14 protein-coding genes and 1 tRNA gene are annotated in these 20,217 nt (G+C 70.5%); 12 read left to right on the top strand and 3 right to left on the bottom strand.

Going from position 1 to position 20,217, the window contains the following annotated elements:
- Nucleotides 1-26: 26 nt before the first annotated feature.
- From RNB18_RS23985 to RNB18_RS23965, 5 genes are all read left to right on the top strand, one after another.
- On the top strand, nt 27-776 hold the full coding sequence (locus RNB18_RS23985) for a PIG-L deacetylase family protein (RefSeq protein WP_311716169.1): 750 nt from the start codon (nt 27-29) through the stop codon (nt 774-776).
- The gene (locus tag RNB18_RS23980; RefSeq protein ID WP_311716168.1) at nt 773-1,477 is read left to right on the top strand and encodes a 4-carboxy-4-hydroxy-2-oxoadipate aldolase/oxaloacetate decarboxylase; all 705 of its coding nucleotides are present in this window, start codon (nt 773-775) and stop codon (nt 1,475-1,477) included. Before RNB18_RS23985 ends, RNB18_RS23980 begins: the two co-directional genes overlap by 4 nt.
- On the top strand, nt 1,474-2,556 hold the full coding sequence (locus RNB18_RS23975; protein ID WP_394817656.1) for a 4-oxalomesaconate tautomerase: 1,083 nt from the start codon (nt 1,474-1,476) through the stop codon (nt 2,554-2,556). The genes RNB18_RS23980 and RNB18_RS23975 overlap by 4 nt, the downstream gene beginning before the upstream one ends.
- Entirely contained in the window at nt 2,556-3,506 is a 951-nt protein-coding gene (locus RNB18_RS23970; RefSeq protein WP_311716167.1) for a catechol 2,3-dioxygenase, read from the top strand. Before RNB18_RS23975 ends, RNB18_RS23970 begins: the two co-directional genes overlap by 1 nt.
- A gap of 116 nt (nt 3,507-3,622) precedes the next feature.
- Nucleotides 3,623-4,948 carry an MFS transporter gene (locus tag RNB18_RS23965; RefSeq protein ID WP_311716166.1) on the top strand — a complete coding sequence of 442 codons (1,326 nt, stop codon included), beginning with the start codon at nt 3,623-3,625 and terminating at the stop codon, nt 4,946-4,948.
- A 17-nt stretch (nt 4,949-4,965) separates the two neighbouring features.
- Here the strand turns inward: RNB18_RS23965 and RNB18_RS23960 are convergent, their stop codons facing one another.
- Nucleotides 4,966-5,544 (bottom strand): TetR/AcrR family transcriptional regulator, encoded by a 579-nt coding sequence (locus tag RNB18_RS23960; RefSeq protein ID WP_311716165.1) that lies wholly within the window; start codon nt 5,542-5,544, stop codon nt 4,966-4,968.
- Between the two features lie 175 nt (nt 5,545-5,719).
- Between RNB18_RS23960 and RNB18_RS23955 the strand changes: the two genes are divergently transcribed.
- From RNB18_RS23955 to RNB18_RS23930, 6 genes are all read left to right on the top strand, one after another.
- Nucleotides 5,720-7,147: an MFS transporter gene (locus tag RNB18_RS23955; protein WP_311716164.1), complete on the top strand. Its 1,428-nt coding sequence runs from the start codon at nt 5,720-5,722 to the stop codon at nt 7,145-7,147.
- A gap of 81 nt (nt 7,148-7,228) precedes the next feature.
- A tRNA-Pro gene (locus RNB18_RS23950) sits at nt 7,229-7,302 on the top strand.
- Between the two features lie 422 nt (nt 7,303-7,724).
- Entirely contained in the window at nt 7,725-10,010 is a 2,286-nt protein-coding gene (locus RNB18_RS23945; RefSeq protein WP_311716163.1) for a protein kinase domain-containing protein, read from the top strand.
- A 231-nt stretch (nt 10,011-10,241) separates the two neighbouring features.
- Nucleotides 10,242-10,598: a hypothetical protein gene (locus RNB18_RS23940; RefSeq protein WP_311716162.1), complete on the top strand. Its 357-nt coding sequence runs from the start codon at nt 10,242-10,244 to the stop codon at nt 10,596-10,598.
- A gap of 5 nt (nt 10,599-10,603) precedes the next feature.
- Nucleotides 10,604-11,632 carry a hypothetical protein gene (locus RNB18_RS23935; RefSeq protein WP_311716161.1) on the top strand — a complete coding sequence of 343 codons (1,029 nt, stop codon included), beginning with the start codon at nt 10,604-10,606 and terminating at the stop codon, nt 11,630-11,632.
- Entirely contained in the window at nt 11,629-13,296 is a 1,668-nt protein-coding gene (locus RNB18_RS23930; RefSeq protein WP_311716160.1) for a hypothetical protein, read from the top strand. The genes RNB18_RS23935 and RNB18_RS23930 overlap by 4 nt, the downstream gene beginning before the upstream one ends.
- Here the strand turns inward: RNB18_RS23930 and RNB18_RS23925 are convergent.
- Both RNB18_RS23925 and RNB18_RS23920 read right to left on the bottom strand, forming a co-directional pair.
- On the bottom strand, nt 13,280-15,043 hold the full coding sequence (locus RNB18_RS23925; protein ID WP_311716159.1) for an APC family permease: 1,764 nt from the start codon (nt 15,041-15,043) through the stop codon (nt 13,280-13,282). The two genes, RNB18_RS23930 and RNB18_RS23925, sit on opposite strands and share 17 nt — an antisense overlap.
- A 224-nt stretch (nt 15,044-15,267) precedes the next feature.
- Nucleotides 15,268-18,228: a GH59 galactosidase gene (locus RNB18_RS23920; protein WP_311716158.1), complete on the bottom strand. Its 2,961-nt coding sequence runs from the start codon at nt 18,226-18,228 to the stop codon at nt 15,268-15,270.
- Between the two features lie 168 nt (nt 18,229-18,396).
- Here RNB18_RS23920 and RNB18_RS23915 point away from each other — a divergent pair, with 168 nt between their 5' ends.
- A complete protein-coding gene (locus RNB18_RS23915) occupies nt 18,397-20,214 on the top strand; it encodes an ABC transporter ATP-binding protein (protein WP_311716157.1) in 1,818 nt (605 codons plus the stop codon).
- Nucleotides 20,215-20,217 lie beyond the last annotated feature (3 nt).

Genomic DNA, 20,217 nt, shown 5'->3' with positions numbered 1-20,217 from the left:
CTGTCCACTTGAAGGAGATGTCCGTAATGACGCAGTCAGGCGCGCCCGCCCCTCCACGTTCGACACTGGTGATCACCGCGCATGCCGGGGACTTCGTGTGGCGGGCGGGCGGAGCCATCGCCCTGGCGGCCTCCCGGGGCGAGAAGGTCACCATCGCCTGTCTGACCTTCGGTGAACGCGGGGAGTCCGCCAAGGCCTGGCGCGAGGGCAGGAAACTCGACGAGATCAAGGCGATACGCCGGGACGAGGCCGAGCGCGCCGCCGCGACCCTCGGCGCCGAGGTGCGATTCTTCGACGCCGGCGACTACCCGCTGGTCGCCACCGCCGAGTTGACCGACAAGCTCGTCGAGGTCTACCGGGCCACCCAGCCCGACGTCGTGCTCACCCACCCGGTCGAGGACCCGTACAACGGCGACCACCCGGCCGCCAACCGGATGGCCCTGGAGGCCCGGGTCCTGGCGCAGGCCATCGGCTACCCGGGCGAGGGCGAGATCATCGGCGCCCCGCCGGTCTTCTACTTCGAGCCCCACCAGCCCGAGATGAGCGGGTTCAAGCCCGAGGTGCTCCTCGACATCACCGAGGTCTGGGAGACCAAGCGCAAGGCCATGGAGTGCCTCGGCGCCCAGCAGCACCTGTGGGACTACTACACCGACCTCGCCGTCCGCCGGGGCGTCCAGCTCAAGCGCAACGCGGGCCCGAACCTGGGGCTGGCCCACAAGACCATGGCCGAGGCGTACATGCGCCCCTACCCGCAGATCGCGAAGGAGCTGGCGTGATGGGCGTGATCGTCACCGACCCGCCGAAGGCGGACCTGAAGGACGTCGACGCGCTGGCACAGTACGGCGTGGCCACCGTCAGCGAGGCGATGGGCCGAACCGGCCTGCTGGGCCCGGCCGTTCGCCCCGTCCAGCAGGGCGTACGGGTCGCGGGCACGGCCGTCACCGTGATCGGCTGGCCCGGCGACAACCTCATGATCCACGCGGCCGTCGAGCAGTGCGGCGAGGGCGACATCCTCGTCGTCACCACCACCTCCCCGTGCACGGACGGACTGTTCGGCGAACTGTTCGCGACCGCTCTGCAACAGCGCGGGGTGCGCGGGGTCGTCACCAACACCGGCATCCGCGACACCCAGGAGCTGCGTGACATGGGCTTCGCCGCCTGGTCCCGCGCGGTCTCCTCGCAGGGCACGGTCAAGGCCACGGGCGGCTCGGTCAACGTGCCGATCGCCATCGACGGCCAGATGATCCGCCCGGGTGACGTGATCCTCGCCGATGACGACGGTGTCGTGGTCGTCCCCCGCGAGCGCGCCCGAGAGACCATCGAGAGGTCCGAGGCCCGCGAGGCCAAGGAGGCCGCCACCCGTGCCGCCTTCGTCGAGGGCCAACTCGGCCTGGACCGCTACGGGTTGCGGGAGACGCTGAAGAGGCTCGGTGTGGAGTACCGGACGTACGAGGAGTACGAGGGGGAGCGGTCGTGACCGAGGGGGTGCCCTGCCTGCTGATGCGGGGCGGTACTTCCAAGGGCGCCTACTTCCTCGCCGACGACCTGCCCGCCGAACCCGCCCTGCGCGACGACCTGTTGCTGCGGATCATGGGCAGCCCGGACGAACGGCAGATCGACGGCCTGGGCGGCGCGCACCCGCTCACCAGCAAGGTCGCCGTGATCTCCCCGTCCGCCGACCCGGAGGCCGACGTCGACTACCTCTTCCTCCAAGTCGTCGTCGACCGGCCGGAGGTGAGCGACCGTCAGAACTGCGGGAACATCCTCGCCGGCGTCGGCCCGTTCGCCGTCGAACGCGGACTCGTGGCGGCGGGGGAGCAGGAGACCTCCGTCCGGATCCGCATGGTCAACACCGGCGATCACGCGACGGCGACCTTCCCCACCCCCGGGGGCCGGGTGCGGTACACGGGGGACGCCGAGATCTCGGGCGTGCCGGGGACGGCCGCGCCCGTGGTGATCGATTTCCCGCCGGGCGCCGGGGAGTTGCTGCCCACCGGCAAGGCCGTCGACGTCATCGACGGCGTCGAGGTGACCTGCGTGAACAACGGCATGCCGACCGTCCTGATCGCGGCGACCTCGCTCGAGGTCACCGGCTACGAGCCGCCCCGGGACCTGGAGGAGGACCTCGCCCTCGCCGACCGGCTGCACTCCATACGGCTGGCGGCGGGCCGCCTGATGGGCCTCGGGGACGTGTCCGACGCCACCGTCCCCAAGCTCACGCTGCTCGCCCCGCCGCGCGACGGCGGCGCGGTCACCACCCGCACCTTCATCCCGGTGCGCTGCCACACCTCCATCGGAGTCCTGGGTGCGGCCAGTGTGGCCGCGGGCCTGCGGATCGAGGGCGGTGTGGGCGCCCGCCTCGCGGCGACCGATCCCGAAAGCGACCGCGTCCGCATAGAACATCCCACGGGATTCCTGGACATCGAGAGCAGCCTGGCCGCCAGCCCCGGCGGTCCGCCCTCCGCGCGGCGCACCGCCGTGGTCCGTACGGCCCGCAAGATCTTCGACGGCACCGTCTTCCCCCGGGCCGTCGACCGACCCACAGGAGGTCACTGATGACTCCGCCGCTCGGCGACATCGCCCACATCGGCCACACCCAGCTCTTCACCCCGGACCTGGACGCCAGCATCGCCTTCTTCACCGACTACCTGGGCCTGACGGTCAACGGCCAGGACGGCGACACGGTTTACCTGCGGACCTACGACGACTACGAGCACCACAGCCTGGTGCTCACCGCCCGCGACCGGCCCGGCCTCGGCAGGCTCGCCCTGCGCACCGCCGGCGAGGAGGCACTTCACCGCCGTATCAAGGCGGTTGAGGAGTCGGGCGGCACGGGCAGGTGGGTCGAGGACGAACCCGGCCTGGGCAAGCTGTACGTCACCACCGACCCGGACGGCCATGAGCACGCCCTCTACTGGGAGAGCGAGTACTACCGGGCCCCCGAGGAACTCCGGCCGGCGCTGAAGAACCAGCCGCAGGCCAAGCCCAACAGGGGAGTGGGCGTACGGCGGCTGGACCACATCAACTTCCTCGCCGCCGACGTGCTCGCCAACGCCGAGTTCCAGCAACACGTCCTCGGCGCCCGGCCCACCGAGCAGATCCGGCTGGACAGCGGGAAGATCGCGGCGCGCTGGCTGACGTACACGAACAAGTCGTACGACATCGTCTACACCTCGGACTGGACCGGCAGCGAGGGACGGCTGCACCACATCGCCTTCGCTACCGACACCCGCGAGGACATCCTGCGCGCGGCCGATCTCGCCATCGACACCGGCGTGTTCATCGAGACGGGCCCCCACAAGCACGCCATCCAGCAGACGTTCTTCCTGTACGTCTACGAGCCCGGCGGCAACCGCATCGAGCTGTGCAACCCGCTCACCCGGCTGGTGCTGGCACCCGACTGGCCGCTCGTCACCTGGACCGAGGAGGAGCGGAAGAAGGGGCAGGCCTGGGGGCTGAAGACCATCGAGTCGTTCCACACGCACGGGACGCCGCCGGTCGGCTGAAGCGTTCGGAGCCACCTCCCGGGGATTCATTGTCGATGAGATTGTTGACAAAAGCGTTGACACTCCGGGGGTGGCTCCTTAGCGTCTGGCGCACCACGTACGAGAGGCAACCAACGATGTCTTCCTCCCCCTCCCCGCTCCGGTCCGCCCGCGGCAGCCGACTGGCCCTCCTGGTCGTCGGTCTGTGCTGGCTGGCCGTGCTCTTCGACGGTCTCGACATGTTCATCTACGGCTCGGTGCTGCCGCACCTGCTGGAGACCAGGACCTTCGGCCTCACCGCGGACCAGGCCGGCGACCTCGGCAGCTACGCCACCTTCGGCATGCTGGTCGGCGCCCTCGTCGCCGGCACGATCGCCGACCGGATCGGGCGCAAGAAGCTGATGGTCTCCTGCGTGATCCTCTTCTCGCTGGCCTCCGGCGTGTGCGCGCTGGCCGACAGCGTCACGGTCTTCGGCCTCGGCCGGACCCTGGCGGGCGTCGGCCTCGGCGGCCTGCTGCCGACCGCGATCAGCATGGTCTCGGACTACGCCCCGCGCGGCCGTGGCGCCATCGTCATCGGCCTGCTGATGACCGCCCACCACGCGGGCGGCATCCTCTCCGCCTACGTCGCCAAGTGGCTCATCGACCCGGTCGGCTGGCGGGCCGCCTTCTGGGTCTGTGTGCTCCCGCTGCTCTTCGCTCCGGTGCTGGCGAAGTTGCTGCCCGAATCCCTGAGCTTCCTGGTCGCCAAGGGCCGCCGCGAGGAGGCCAGGGCACTGGCCGAGCGGTACGACGTCGAGGTGCCGGCCGCCAGGACCGGCGGCGCCGGTGACCGCTGGACCAACCTGGCGAACCTCTTCCGCGGCAACGAGTGGATCCAGACCCTGCTCTACTGGGTGGCCTCCTTCGGCGGTCTGCTCCTCGTCTACGGCGTCGCCACCTGGCTGCCCACCCTGATGCGGGCCGAGGGCTACGAGTTGGGCTCCGCCCTGTCCTTCGTGGTCGTCTTCAACCTCGGCGGCATCGTGGGCATGCTGGTCGCGGGCCGGGCCGCCGACCGCTTCGGCGCGCCGCGCATCTCCGCGCTCTGGTTCGCGCTCACCGCCGCCGGTGTCTTCCTGCTCAGCATCCACATGGACATGACCGTGACGATGATCGTCGTCTTCTTCACGGGCGTCTTCCTCAACAGCGCCCAGACGATGATCTACGCGACGGTCTCGATCCGCTCCGACGCGGACAACCGCGCCACCGCGGTCGGCTGGACCTCCGGCATGGGCCGCTTCGGCGCCGTCCTCGGTCCGTGGCTCGGCGGCCAGCTCCTCGCCTCGGGTAACGGCGACCGGGGCTTCACCGCCTTCGCGATCGCCGGTCTGTCGTCCATGGTGTTCATCGGCATCGCCGCCCTGCGCAGCTCCCAGCAGACGGCCACCGACAGCGAGCGGGAACTGGTCGCCGCGCACTGACCCGGGCGCGCCCCGGCTCAGTGCGACACGCGAACCCCGTCCAGCGCGATCGACAACACCCGATCGCGCTGGGCGTCGTCGTCGAAGGCCGTCGCCGTGATGCCGGCGACCATGCGCAACAGGTCCACGAAGTCCATGTCCCGCCGCGCCTGGCCCGCCTCCTGCGCCCGTTCGAGCAACGGCCCGCCCGCCGCGTACATCGACTCCCGGCAGGCCGCGAAGATCTCCGACTCGTCGTTGAGGGCCTCGCGGACGGCCCGCTTGGTCACCATGTAGCCCGCGAACCGGTCGAGCCAGGCCGTGAGGGCCTGCCAGGGCTCCTGGTCGGCGAGTTCCTGGGCCACCTGCACCAGGGTGTTCACGTCGTCCGCGTAGACCGACTCGAAGAGATGGCGGCGGGTGGGGAAGTTCCGGTACAGCGTGCCGATGCCCACGCCCGCCCGGCGCGCGATGTCCTCCAGGGAGGCCTCCGACCCGTGCTCCGCGAACGCCTCGCGGGCGGCGGCCAGCAGGGCGTCGTAGTTGCGGGCGGCGTCCTTCCGGTGGGGCCGGCGGGACGCGACGATCTCGGTGATGGGGAACGACGGGGCGGTCACGACTGCCTCCCGGGAATGAAACGGAGGTGCACCTCCGGTACGGGTTGAAGCGGAGGTCCGCCTCCGCTAGAGTGGAGGCGCACCTCCACTTTAGCAGTCGAGGTGCCTCCATCGTCCTTTCCGCGACCGCTTCCCACGAGGCTCCGGCCGCACTCTGTGTTCGGAGAGGCTCTTCATGCCCCGCAAGTCCACCCGTCTCACCTTCGCGGTCCTCGCGACCGGTGCCGGCGTGTTCTCCATGCTCCAGTCGCTGATCGCGCCGGCCCTGCCGACCGTCCAGCACGCGCTGCACACCTCGCAGTCCACCGCGACCTGGGTGATGACCGCGTATCTGCTGTCCGCCTCGATCTTCACACCGATCCTCGGCCGCGTCGGCGACCTGATCGGCAAGAAGCGCACGCTCGTCGCCGTCCTCGTGACCGTGGCGGTCGGCTGTCTTCTCGCCGCGCTCGCGCCGAGCATCGGCGTCCTCATCGTCGCCCGGGTCGTCCAGGGTGTCGGCGGCGCCCTCTTCCCGCTCTCCTTCGGCATCATCCGGGACGAGTTCGCCGCGTCCGAGGTGAGCGGCTCCATCAGCAACCTCTCCGCCGTGATCGCCGCCGGCGGTGGCGTCGGCATGGTCGCGGCCGGTCCCATCGTGACCGCGCTCGACTACCGCTGGCTGTTCTGGATCCCGGTCGCCATCGTGATCGCCGCCACGCTCATCGCCGTACGGTATGTGCCCGAGTCGCCCAACAGGGCGAAGGGGAACGTCAATTGGCTCGGTGCCGTCCTGTTGTCCGCGTGGCTGGTCGCGCTGCTGCTGCCGCTCAGCCAGGCCGGCACGTGGGGCTGGGGCTCGGCCCGGGTGCTCGGTCTGTTCGGCGCGGCCGTCGTGCTGTTCGCGCTGTGGCTGTACTCCGAGGCCCGCTCCCGCAGCCCGCTGATCGACCTGAAGGTGATGCGCCTGCCCGCCGTCCGGACCACCAACGCCGCGGCGCTGCTCTTCGGCGCCGGGATGTACTCGATCTGGTCCTTCCTGCCGGGCTTCGTCCAGACGCCGTCGTCGGCCGGGTACGGCTTCGGCGCGAGCGTCACCGCCGCCGGGCTGCTCATGCTGCCGATGCTGGTGGCGATGTTCTTCTCCGGGGTGCTCAGCGGCCGTCTGGAGCCGGTCGTCGGCGCCAAGTCCCTTCTGGTGACCGGTGCCGCGCTGGGCGCGGTGGCCTGTGGCTTCCTCGCCCTCTGGCACGACGAGCAGTGGCAGATCGCCGTGGTCGCGGGCCTGTTCGGCCTGGGCATCGGGCTCGCCTTCGCCTCCATGGCCAACCTGATCGTGGGCAGCGTCCCGGCCGACCAGACCGGCGCCGCGACCGGTATGAACGCCAACATCCGCACCATCGGCGGCTCCATCGGCGCGGCCGTCACCAGCGTCCTGGTCACGGGGCATCCGCAGTCCTCGGGACTGCCGTACGAGGCCGGCTACACCCATGGCTTCACCCTGCTGGCGGTGCTGTGCCTGGCCGCGGCGCTGGCGGCCCTGCTGGTTCCGGTCCGGCGGGCCGGGCGCCGGGTCGTCACCGGGACCGCGGAGCTTCGCGAGCCGGTCGCCACCCGGGGCTGACCTTCCGCCAGTCGGTCCGGCCGCGCGTGTGCGGTAGGCTTCACCTGCGCGATCACACGGATCATCCGTGGGAGACGCGGCCGGGACGTGGCGCAGCTTGGTAGCGCACTTGACTGGGGGTCAAGGGGTCGCAGGTTCAAATCCTGTCGTCCCGACGGTGTGAAGGGTCTTCGCGGGCGGAAGCCTGTGGGGGCCCTTTTCGCATGCGTCGTGTCGGCCGGCGACCGGGCAGTCGGGCCGCCACCTGGGGGAGAAGGGAAGCGCGGCCGGCGACGACACCGGCGACTTGATGTTGCTGGGGGCGCGGGCGTCCCAAGCCGTTGCGCTGCCCGCGCCGACCTGCCAGGTAGAGGCAAGGGCGATGAGGGCGGCGGACGGCACCCCGGACCAGCTGGACGTGGGCGCGGGTGCCGCGCCACCAGCCGGCGCGTCGGCTACGCCGGCCTGGTGGGGCCCTCGTTCTCGCCGAGATCGGACGGGGGATGTCTGCTGTCGCCCGGAACCCGGGTCACCGCGGCCACGGTCTACGATCAACGCTGCCGAGAGAAAACCGCTTACCACCGGGGGACTTGGGGCTGTGGACGACCGGGATCCGATACTCGCTGACCGCTACCGCCTGGTGCGCCCGCTGGGGCGCGGCGGGATGGGAGAGGTGTGGGAGGCGCAGGACGTCAGTCTACGGCGGCCGGTCGCGGTCAAGGTGATCTCGGTCCTTGCGGGTGGCGGCAGTCGGGCCGACGAGGCGCGCGCCCGGTTTCTGCGGGAGGCGCGGATCACCGCCGCGCTTCAGCATCCCCATATCGTGACCGTCCACGACCTCGGTGAGGCAGCCACCGGCCAGGGCACGACGCCGTTCCTCGTGATGGAACTGCTCCGGGGCGAGGGCCTGGACGCCGTCGTCCGGCGCGGTCCCGTCGGCGAGGAGGAGGTGGCGCAGTGGGGGACGCAGGTGTGCGACGCGCTGGGTGAGGCGCATGGCGCCGGCATCCTCCACCGCGACATCAAGCCCGCGAATCTGTTCGTCGCGGCCTCGGGCAGCCTGAAGGTGCTCGACTTCGGGATCGCCCGCGCCGCCGACGCCTCGGCCACCGGCGACCGGCTGACGCAGACCGGGTTCATGGTGGGCACGGCCGCGTACATGGCACCGGAGCAGGCACGCGGGCGCCCCGAGCAGCGCAGCGACCTGTACTCCCTCGGGTGCGTGCTGTTCGAACTGCTCACCGGGCGACTGCCGTTCGACGCCCCGGACACCCTCGGGTACGTCACGGCGCACCTTCATGATCCGGCCCCCGCGCCGAGCAGCCTCGCGCCCGGCGTCTCCGCTCCGTGGGACCGCCTGGTCGGTCGGCTGCTGGCCAAGGACCCGCGCGAGCGATACGAATCGGCCGCCGCGCTCGCCGAGGAGCTGCGCCGCCTCACTGGTGTGCGGCAGGCCGTACCCGCGGCCCGTCGCTACACCCCCACCGTCGTCGACCGGGAGGAGCACGCGGCGAGTTCACCGCCCTCGGTTGCCTCCGGGGCCGACGATCTCGCGGCGGCGGCTACGGTTCAGGCGTCTGCCGGGCCGCTCGATGGAACAGTCATGAGCCGGCGCAGCCTGCTCATGAGGGGCGCGGGCGTCGCCGCGGTCGCGGTCGCCGGAGGGGCGGCGGCGATGTACCTGACCGGCGACCCCAAGCGGGACCCGGTCGCCTGGTCGCAGAAGATCGCAGACGTCGACGTGATCAACTCCGACGGTCCGGACGTCGTCCTGGCCGACGGACGGTGTCATGTGGCCGCGGGTCATTACTACAAGAAGACCGCCGCGCTCCACGCCTTCGACCTTGCCACCGGTAAGCGTCTGTGGAGGGTGTCCCTCGACGCGGCCTGGGCCCGGACAGCGCGCTTCACGGTCGTCAACGGCACGGTACTCGCCCTGGTCCAGGGCAACGATGAGGAAGGCGGACGGGTGTACGCCTTCGACGCTGTCACCGGCGAGCGCCGGTGGCAGCGGCCGGTCTCCGACAGTGGCATGGGGCTGGCCGTGCACCGGCCCAGCGGCCTGCTGATCACCGGAGAGGGCGGTTCGGTGATCGGAATCGATCCGCGCACCGGCGAACAGCGATGGGGGATCGACGTATCCTCCCCCTACGACGCCACATGGATCCTGGCCGGCGACCTGATCCTCTGCGACGGCGGAATCGCAATACTCGGCAAGACGGGCAAAGAGCTGTGGACACGCTCCGACTTCGTGCCGCACGCCGACCTGGCGCAGCCACTGGGTGAGGGTCTGCTCTGCTACGAGACCGGCAGGACGGTGCCCGTCGATCTCGTCTGCCGCAAGGCGGACACAGGCGAGGTGATGTGGCGCAGCCCGTTCCAGAAGACCGAACCGGACTTCAGCAGCGCGGCCTACCAGCCGCTCGACGAGTTGGTGTCGGGCACCACGGTGTTCCTTCCACTGCCTGCGGGGTCCCGCCGGAAACCGACCGCACTGAACGGACTCACCGGGGAGCGGGCCTGGACCTACGGCAGTTCGTACCAAGAGGTTGCCCTGAAGGAACGGGCGACGACCAGCGTGGCGGGCGGGTTCGTCCTGCCCACGGGATCGGGACCGGTGTGCCTGGCCGCCGCCGACGGCGCGGAACGGTGGCACGCCGATACTCAGCGAGTGCAGACCACCCGCACATACGCCCTGCTCTCCGGGACAGAGCAGGCACGCGTGTTCCAGCGCTGGACCAGCGTGCGGATCGTCGGAGTGGAGCGCGGCCGCACGCTCTGGACAGGCCAGTTCGACAGCACGGCCGTGAGCGAGCCTGCCGCGAGCGGCGACTCGATCGTGGTCCTCGACGGCAGCGGCACACTGTGGGCGATACGGGTATGAGCGCGACCGTACGCCGAGTCGCCAACAGCTCTTCGAGGAACGACCCGTCGCACGCCGCTCAGGCCCGGAAACCGGCGCACAACCGCCCGCTTCCCCTCCGCCGTTGTGGGCGATCGCGGGCGAGGACGTACTGACCCTGTAACGAGCGTCAACGCGCCCTCGCACAGCAGGCGTTCGGCCTGGCAGAGTGGGGTATGTACGCCGCGCGGCGGCGGGGGAGGCACGGGAGAGATGACGGCGACGATCTCCGTGAAGGTCGAGGGACCGGTCGGGCTGGACGAGCCGGAGCAGCTCCTGGAGGAGCTGGGACGGGAGACAGGGCTGACCTGGCGGCTGGAGACGGCCGGGCAGGACGGCACCCTCGACGGCGGCCTCGCTGCCATCATGCTGGAGGCCGTGCTCGGCGGCGCTGTCGGCGCCGCGGTGCAGGTCGCCGTGCAACGGGCGATCGAGAACTGGCGGGGCCGCAGGCTCGATCCACCACCCGTCACCATCATCGTCGTCCAGCCCCCGCAGGCCCCGCCGGCCGCCCAGGACCCGCAGCCCGCCCCACGCACCGACGGCCTCGCCACCCCCGAGGGGAGCTGACCGGCATGGCATCCCGGGCGCTGGTGATCGGCGTCGGTGCATACGATGACGAATCCGGCATACAGGGCTATTCGACGATCGAGGCGAGCGCCCGTGCCTACGGGACGGCGCTGGCCCGGGACCCGCGGTGGGGCGCGGCCGACCGGTCCCCGGTGCTGGAGCGGGACGAGGTGCGGACGGCCGACGGCGTGATGCGCGCCCTCCACGAGGCGGCCGCGGCCGGCGAGGGGCCGGAGGACACCCTGCTCGTGGTGTACGTCGGGCACGGTGCCTACTGGCAGGACGTGCCCGGCGGCCAGGTCCACTTCGCGGTCGGCTCCTCGCGCATCAGCGAACCCTGGACATGGCTGTCCGCCTGGTACGTGTACCGGGCGATCAGGAAGAGCAAGGCCGGCCTCAAAGTGCTGATAGCGGACTGCTGTTACTCCAGCATGCTGCCCCACCTGGGACCCGAGTCCGCCCTGCCGGGCGCTCTCGGCACCCGCTTCAACGGCACCTGCGTCCTCACCGCGGTCGGCGGCAGCGTGCACAACGCGTGGGCCGGCGCCTGCCAGAACCTGCCTCACCCCCTCGACACCTGCACGCCGTTCAGCGGCCATCTGCTGAACGTGCTCGAGCAGGGCATGCCCGAGCACCCCGAGGACCTCACCCTCGGCGCACTCCGCGCCGGTATCGACGAGGGGATGCAGGAGTGCGGCGTCCACCACGCGCCGCGGATGCTGCTGAACGACGCCTCGGAGGCGGCCCCGCTGTTCACCAACCACGCCAAGGGCCGCCGGCCCCGGACCCGTGCGCTGGGCACGGTGGACGAATGGGTGCGCGAGCTGCTCCTCAACGGCGAGCGCAACCTGCCCGATCTGATGCGCCGACCCGACCTCGCGGGCCGCGTGGTGGTACGACTGAGGGCCGGGGACGAGCAGAGCCGCGACCTGGCCCGCCGCGTCGACCGCAAGGCCGGCGAACTGCTGCCCGACCCCGCCGACTTCGTCAGGTACTGGGGTGAGGTCGAACCCGCGATGCTGGGCGGCGGATGACCGGCGCCGGCAGCGCCGCGGGCGACCGCCGCACGGACCACCTCTTCCAGCCGGACCTGGCCGAGTCGCTCAACGAGGCGTACGCCTGGGTCGCACGGGCCGAGGTCAGGCAGTTCATGGGCATCCTGGACAGGATGCGCAAGGAGCATCGCGAGGCGATGGCCATGCGCGCCCTGTACGCCTTCGCGCTGCGCCGCCCGGTCGACGAACTGGTCGAGCTCGCCCACCACTTCGACCCGCGGGACGGGGTCATGCTGATGGCGACGGCCGCCCTGTCGCGGCCCGTCGGCGAGGCCGCCGAGCTGGCCGTGATGCAGCAGGAGGCGGAGTCCGGCAGCGAGCGTGCCCCGATCACCGCGAGCATCGTGCACGACGTGGCCTGCCAGCGCACGGCCTTCGACGTGGCGGTGTTCGTACGGGTCGTGGAGGAGCGGGGGTCCGACCTCGCGGAGCGCACCGTGCAGGTGTTCGCGGGCCGCGGCTCCGGCCGCACCAACCTCGACAAGGCGTTGCTGTACACCGCGCTCCGCGACGAGGGCTGCGACCGCGAGGCCGACCGGCTGCTGGAACTGACCTTGCGGGCGATCGCCGACAGCGAGCCGGACGCCGGGCCGGGCGAGGAGGGCGAGGAGATCGCCGACCTGTCGGGCGCGTTCCAGCACCTCAGCCCGGTCGGGCGGGTCCTGGAGCGCTGGATCGAGGAGAGACTGAAGGCCTCGGACGCGACCCAGGTGGAGATGACGCGGCGACTGGTGGCGAAGCTGATCGCCCGGCGCGGGGCCGGTCACGACGCCCTCGCCGAGCACATCGGCCGCACCACCCGGCCCCGGCACGTGGTGAAGCTCTGCGCGCTGCTGGCGAGGGAGGAGGAGTCGCCCGCCAAGTGCGCCCTGGTACGGCACTACGCGGCCGGGCACACGAACGTGCAGGAACTCGCCGCGCTCGTGTCGTACTGGCACAAGGAGCCGGCCCTGACCCGCACCACCCGCGAGCTGCTGGCCGACATCGTGGCGGGCTCCGCCACCCCGGGCTCCGCCCCCCGCCCCCTCGACGAGCTGAAACACCTGGACGAGTGGCTGCCGGAGAAGGACGCGGCTCCCGAGTGCTCCCGGCTGCTGCGCTATGTCGCCGCCGTGGGCGTCGAGGGCCGCTCCGGCACCGAACTGGTGGCCCTGCTGGACAACGTCGAGCGCAGCCGGGACCGGACCCGGGCCGCGGACGAGGCGGGACGCCGACTGGCCCTGGCCGTCATGGAGCCGCACGCGGACCGGGACTGGTTCGTGGAGTGCCTGAGCGCGCTGCGGACCCGGCACTCGGTCGCCGTGGACGCGGCCTGCCGCGAACTCTCGGACCCCTCCACCCGGTTGACGGTCGGCGCCGCCCTGGTCGCCGATGTCGCGGCCCGTCTGCACCGCGCCGACCTGCGCGACGAGGCCTGGACCTTGCTCGAACGGTTCCTGGAGAACGAGCAGTCGGTGACTCCGGCCGCCGTCGTCGAAGTCGTGGGCGGGGTGCTGGCACTGCCGCTGCCGGACGCCGAGCTGCTGCTGCGGGCCACGGTGGGCCGCTGGTCGGACGTGGGCCACCGCGATGACGCGGTGGCCGAACTACGGGCGGCCGAGCAGCACGAGGCGGCGGAGTGGGTCATCAAGTCCCTGCGGTGACGGGCACTTCCTGAAGTTCACGGCGGGGCACGGGCAGGGTGGGCGGCACGTGGTCCATGTAGCGGCGGCAGGCCCGGACCAGCAGCGGGAAGAAGACAGCCGCCGACAGTGCGACGATCAGCTGCGGCACCAGGGCGAGATCGTCGCTCAGGACGTGCCGCAGCAGTGTGCACGACACGATCACCGCCAGATGCGCGAGGAACAGCAGCGCCGGTCGTACCGCCGGGTCCCCGGGGGTGGCGAAGCGAGAGACGTGGTCCCGGGCGTCGTAGCGTCGGAACAGGCCTCCCACGAAGGGCAGGTCGCGTCTGGCCAGCCAGGGGAGCCCGAGCAGCAGCGCCGAGCCGATTCCCACGGCGGCCATGCCCCGCCACACGTTGGGCCACTCCGCCTCGAGCATCACGATGGCGATCGCGACAAATGCGGTGGCGGAGAGCGCCAGGTGCACCGCCCGGCGCGTCCGCCCGAACTCCGGCAGTTTCAGCGCCACCAGGACGACGCCCGGTGTGGCGTACACGACCAGCGTCGGCACGCTGTTGAGGGCGACCAGTTCCTCCCAGTTGCCCCGCACCACGACGAGCATCGCCAGCCCTATCGCGAAGTTGACCAGCAGGATCATCCAGTACGCGTCGATCTCGCCGCCCCGGAACCGGAACGACGCCCGGCGCGCCGTCTGCAGCCCGCGGTGGGTGAGGTGGGCGCGGCTGAGGGCCGCGACCTCGCGGGTCAGGGCGTGGGTGAAGACGATGCCGGACCCCATCGGGGACAGCACCGCGTTCACCCGGATCAGCCAGGCCAGCCAGGTCATCGTCGCCGCCGCGGCGAACTGGGAGTACGGCGATTCGAGCATGTTCCCGGTCAGCCCCTGGCAGTGCCTGCCGAACACGTACTGCAGCGCCGTGTACAGCAGGAACGCGCCGACGAGCGTGCCGTACACCGCCCAGCGCAGCCGCGCCGCCTCGCCCATGCCCCGCCGTTTGACGTTGCCGGCGAAGTCGAGCGGCGCCTGGAAGCCGATGTACGCGTAGATGACGGCGCCGCCCAGCACCACGTACAGCGGCGAGAGGTGCCCGGCCTGGCTCTGCAGGTGCTCGGCGGTTCCCGAGCGCCCGCTGAGGTACCAGACCTGCTCCGGCTTGCAGCTGTCGGCGGCGTCGAATGCGGCGAACCCCAGACAGACGATGATCAGCACCGGGACCAGAACCTTCACCATGGTGATGAAGAGGTTCAGCCTGATCAGCCGGCGCGGCGGCAGCAGGTTGAGCCCGACGATCAGCGCCATGAACACCACGGCCCACAGGACGCCGGTCATGGAGAAGTCGTAGGCGTGTTCCATGCTCTGCGGGGTGGGCTGGGCGACGTTCCTCAGCACCTCGCCGTTCCGCAGCAACGACGGGAACCAGTACGCCAGTCCGTGGACCATGGCCACCGCCTCGCTCGCCGGATTCACCGCGTACACGATCCACAGCCCGGCGGCCACGACCGTGGCCACCAGCGGGCCCGCGGCCTGCAGAGGGAGGAAGATCAGGCCGCCCGTCTTGGGGACGGCGATGCCCAGTTCGACCATCACGGCGGCTATCAGCAGCATCAGCGCTCCGCCGGCCGCCCAGGCCCACACGGCGTTGTCACCGGCCGCCCAGTGGGCTTTGCCGGCCGCCAGCAGCCAGCCGGAACCGACGACACCGCCGGCGGCGAGTCCCACCAGATCCAGTGTGGACAGCCGACGGCGTTCGTCGGCGTCCTCCAACGAGCCCGACCGTGCCGAGCCCCGGTCGCCCATCCACCCCAACTCGTCCCCCTCCCCCGGAGTTACCGCAGACCAGGTTATCTTCGGGAGCGACACGGGAGGCTGTGGACGGCAGGTGAGGAACCGGTACTGAATCGATGCCGGGACGACGCCTTCGCAGATGCCCGATCACTGCCCTTGGCCGGCGGGTCCGCCTGAAGGGGCGGGCCCGCCGGTGGTGTTGGTCAGGGCTCCGTGCGGACCAGCCTGTCGTAGGCGTCCACGAGCCTGTTCGCGAGCTGGCCGACGCCGAGGGTGTCGAGGCCCTTCTGCCCGCGCACCGCTGCCCTGGCGGTCGTGCGTGCGGTGGCGAAGTCGGCCCATGAGTCGGCCGTGTAGTCGGTCCGGTCCGGGGAGCCCACCGTGTCCAGGGCGGTCCGGAGCGGCGTCGTGTCGACCGGCCCGTCCACGTCGCCGGAGAGCGCGGTGAAGGCGTCGAGCACGATCTTCCCGGACTGGAGGGTGAACGTCGCCGTGTGTCTGCCGTCGGGCAGGCCTCGCAGTGAGTACGTCGCCTGGCGCTTGTCGGTGGCGGTGGTCTTCGCGTTCCGGGCGACGGACCTGCCGTCCACGAAGACGTCGAGGACGGCGCTTCCGTCGTTGCCGCCGATGACGTCGATGCCCGTGCCGCGGAACGGGACGGTGACGGTCGCTCCCGCGGTGGCACTGGTCGACGTCGAGCGGTACCAGTTCATCGCGTCACCGAGGGCGGCGTTCCGGCTCCAGGTGCCGTCGTAGGCGACCGAGCTGTCCATGTTGTCGGTCAGCGTGGCGGCGTACGGGGTGTATCCGGCGACCTTCTCGACCTTCAGGTTGTCGAAGGCGGTCGTGTGGAAGTCGGTGCCCAGCTTGACGCGGCCCTCGGCCGCCGGCGCCGAGTCCTCGTAGGTGGCGACGGCCTGGCCGTCGACGTACGCGGTGACGGTCGCGCCCCTGGCCTCGACGGCGAGGCGGTAGCCGTCGGCCGCGGCGACCGTCCCGGTTCGCAGCGCCGTGCCGTACCGGTAAAGGGTCCAGCTCCCGCTCGGGCCGATCCCGACGCTGTACGCGGCGTCGGACGCTGCCATGCCCTTCTGCTGGCGCACGCCCAGGGTGGCGAGGCCGCCGGCCGGGTCCGGGAAGGAGACGTCGACCGAGGCCCGGTAGTTCTCCCAACGGAAGTCGCCGACCGTGGTGTTGGGGGTATTGCGGTTCCAGGCGCCGGTGTCCTTCATGGACTGGTCCAGGTACTGGTACAGCACGTTGTCGCCGCTCGGCCCCTTGCCGACCTCCCAGGCGCCGGTCTGGTCGACCAGGTAACGGGGCTGGTTGCCACGGGAGGTGAGGTACGACTGGGAGACCTTGCGGGCGCCGTTGTCCGTGCCGACCGCGACCCGGCCCTCCTCCTTGTACCCGAAGTCGTCGGCGTACAGGACGGAGTCGCGGGTGTCGTGCTTCTTGCCGGTCGCATCGGTGTCGAGGACCGTGCGGGCGGCGGACTCGGGCAGGCGCTGGTTCGTCGCCTTGTCGGAGCTGCGGTCGAGGGTGGTGAACGTGACGATCGAGCGCGGCTGGACGGTGTAGGTGTAGTAGCCGTCGTTGTCGGGCCGGATCTCGGCGGCGAGATGCTTGAAGTTGGCGTCGTAGGCCTGGCCGGGATCCGCCGCGCGGGTCTCCCAGACCTCCATGGTGGGATCGCCGCCCAGGGCCATGTTCTCGGCCTTGATGCGGTAACTCTTCGTCCGGTCACTGTCGTTGACGGCGATCGTCGAGAAGTCCTTCTTCGCCGGGTCGGCGAGCGTCATGTAGCTGGGGGCGCCGTTCGAGCCGTCGACGTTCTCGGTGCCGCTGACGCCGCTGTAGCTCGCCTCGGGCACGGTGCGCCAGATGCCGGCCGTGTTGGTGCCGTTCTCCCAGCCGGTCTTCGCGAACTGGGTGAAGTGCTGCATCACATAGACGGCGGCGTCGTAGTGGATGCTCCCCGACCACGGGTCACGGGCGCTGACCAGCTCCTTGTGGCTGTACTGCGCGCCCTCGTAGAAGGCCCCGATCGCCGGCTGGAAGATGTAGTGCGTCCGCTTGGAGTTGGCGTAGCTCTTCACAGAGCGGTTGGCGAGGTCGAGGGCGCTCTGCACACCGCCGATGCCCGTGCTCGCGCCGCCCGGGCCCTCGGTGTTGGAGACCCGGTAGTCCGTCCAGCCGAAGGAGCCGACGCCCTCGCTGTACCAGACCTCCTTGTCCTGACCGTAGGTGTTGTCGCCGGTCGCCAGCTTCGTGTACGGCCGGTACGTGGCGCTGTCGGACGTGCCGTCGAGCCGGTCGTCGGTGGTGTAGTGATAGCCCACCGCGTCGACCATGCCGAAGAGCTCGGTGTCCGTGAGCATCGCCGGGCCGATGTTCTTCGTGGTGTTCTCGTCCGAGGCGACGATCTTGATGTCGTGGTACGCCTTCGCGGCCGACTTCTGCTGACGATCCGTCAGGCCATAGCGTGAATCACTGAATTCGGTGTCGTTCGCCAGCGTGTTCTTGTACCACTTGATGAAGGAGATGTCCGGTTTCTGGGTCTCGTTGGTGTCCGGATTCACGTAGTCGACCATGTACCCGTACTTCTGGTACGCGTCGAGGATCGTCTCCTTGTACCACCGGTACATCTCGTCGGTACCGGTGCCCTTGTTCCACTCGGTCTGCACCCACTGGGGCATGACCCAGCGCAGGATCGACACCTTGAGCTTCGGATTGACCGTCTTGGCGTCGGCGGCGAGCTGGAAGCCGGGGGAGCGGGACGCGTCGGCGAGTTCGTCGCGGGTGCGCATGGTCGCGGGATCGGAACCGGTGGAGGTGTTGGTGTCCGAACCCATCTCGACCTTGACGTGGTTGATCAGGGGGCTCTTCCCGCCGAACAGGACCCTGATGAGCTGCCAGTACCGGTCGGGGTGCTCCGCCTTGTAGTCCATCAGCAGGTTGCTCGTGCTGTTGCAGCTGAGCAGGCCGAGGCCCTTGTAGGTCAGGCCGTTCACGTTGTCCGCGCGTACGTCGTTCCCGTCGACCACGATCTGCACGGGATCGTCCGCGGAGTGGGCGGCGGGCGCCGCGGTCACTCCTGCCGCCAGTGCCATGGTGGTCGCCGCGGCGAGCGACGCCCAGCCGAATCTTCGCTGCATACCCATTCGGGGGACCGTAGGCGGCAAGCGCTTTCTACGTCAATCCCCTTGCGCCACTCGAGATGTGACCCGTCCCTGTGGGCTTGACCTGCCGAAAAACGCGTGGACTGCGAAGGTGCCGCCGCGGGACACTGCCGAGTTCGGAACGCTACTCCCCATACACACAGGGTTAGGATGCAGACGCCTGAGCTGGAGAAAATCACGCCGCGCCGAGGCGCGGTGCTCCTCGCACTTCGTTACTACGGACGGGAGTTGGCCCGGCTCCGCCGGCTGACGGTTCCCGCCATGCTGCTGTTCGCGCTGGGCGGCATCGGCCTCAACTACATCGCCCCGCTGATCGTCGCGAAGCTCGCCGGCGACATCGCCGACGGTGCCGAACTGACCGTCGGGTCGGCACTGCCGTACGTCCTGGGTTTCGCCGGGGTCCTGCTGCTCGCGGAAGCGCTGTGGCGGGTCGCCCTGCACTGCATGAACCGTCTCGACGCCCTCGGCATCGAGCACCTGTACGTGATCGGAATGGACGAACTGTTCGCCAAGGACGCCACGTTCTTCCACGACAACTTCGCCGGGTCCCTCACCAAGCGCGTCCTGAGCTTCGCCACCCGTTTCGAGCCGTTCGTCGACACCCTGGCCTTCCAGGTCGTGGGCAACGTCGTACCGCTGCTGTTCGGCTCGGTGGTGCTGTGGCGCTACGAACCGCTGCTCGTCGTCGGCCTGTTGACGATGATCGCGGTGACCGCGCTGTGCGCGGCACCCCTCATCCGGCGCCGCCAGGCACTGGTCGCCGAGCGCGAGGCGGCGGTCGCGCGGGTCTCCGGACACGTCGCCGACAGCCTGATGAACATGGACACCGTCCGGGCGTTCGGCGCCGAGGCACGCGAGGCCGCCGAACACCGCTCCCGCGTCGCGACCTCACGCCGGCTCATGCTCCGGTCGTGGGACTACGGCAACCTGCGCATCGACACCTTCGTCGCGCCGATGTCCGTGCTGACCAACGCGCTGGGCCTGCTCCTCGCGGTCACGCTCGGCGGAGGCAGCCACGGTGTGGAGGCGGTCGTGGTCGCCTTCACCTACTACTCCAACGCCACCCGGATCATGTTCGAGTTCAACCAGATCTACCGTCGCCTGGAGAGCTCGATGACGGAGGCCGCGCAGTTCACCGAGCTGCTGCTGACCCCGCCGACCGTGCTCGACCCGCCGTCGCCCGAGCCGTTGCTGCCCGGGGCCGCCGATGTCCGCTTCGAGCGGGTGAACTTCGCCCACGCGGGTGCGGACTTGCTCTTCGAGGGACTCGACCTGTTCGTGCCCGGCGGGACGAAGGTGGGGCTCGTCGGCCGGTCCGGCGGCGGCAAGACCACGCTCACCCGGCTGCTGCTGCGGATGCAGGACATCGACGGCGGCCGGATCCTGGTCGGCGGGCAGGACATCAGCAGACTGCGCCAGACCGACCTGCGCGGTCTGATGGCCTACGTGCCGCAGGACCCGGCGATGTTCCACCGCACCCTGCGGGACAACATCGCCTTCGCCCGGCCCGACGCCACCGAGGCCGAGATCCGCCGCGCGGCCGAGGCGGCACACGTCACGGAGTTCGCCGACGCGCTGCCCGAGGGCTTCGACACCCTGGTGGGCGAGCGCGGCGTCAAACTGTCCGGCGGACAGCGCCAGCGCGTCGCCCTCGCGCGGGCGATCCTGCGGGACGCGCCGATCCTGCTGCTCGACGAGGCCACCAGCGCCCTGGACTCGGAGAGCGAGATCCTGGTCCAGGAGGCGCTGTGGCGGCTCATGGAGGGGCGGACGGCGCTCGTGGTGGCGCACCGGCTGAGCACGGTCGCGGGCATGGACCAGCTCGTCGTCCTCGACCGCGGTCGGATCGTCGAACAGGGCAGTCACCAGGAACTGCTCGCGCTGGACGGCCCGTACGCCAAGCTGTGGCACCACCAGTCGGGCGGCTTCCTCGAAGACGACGACCCCATGGAGGTCGAGTTGCGGTGAACG

This window comes from Streptomyces doebereineriae (assembly GCF_031845645.1).
Taxonomy (GTDB): Bacteria; Actinomycetota; Actinomycetes; order Streptomycetales; family Streptomycetaceae; genus Streptomyces; species Streptomyces canus.
The sequence above is the reverse complement of the archived record's forward strand: the minus strand, read 5'-3'. Positions and strand labels throughout refer to the sequence as shown.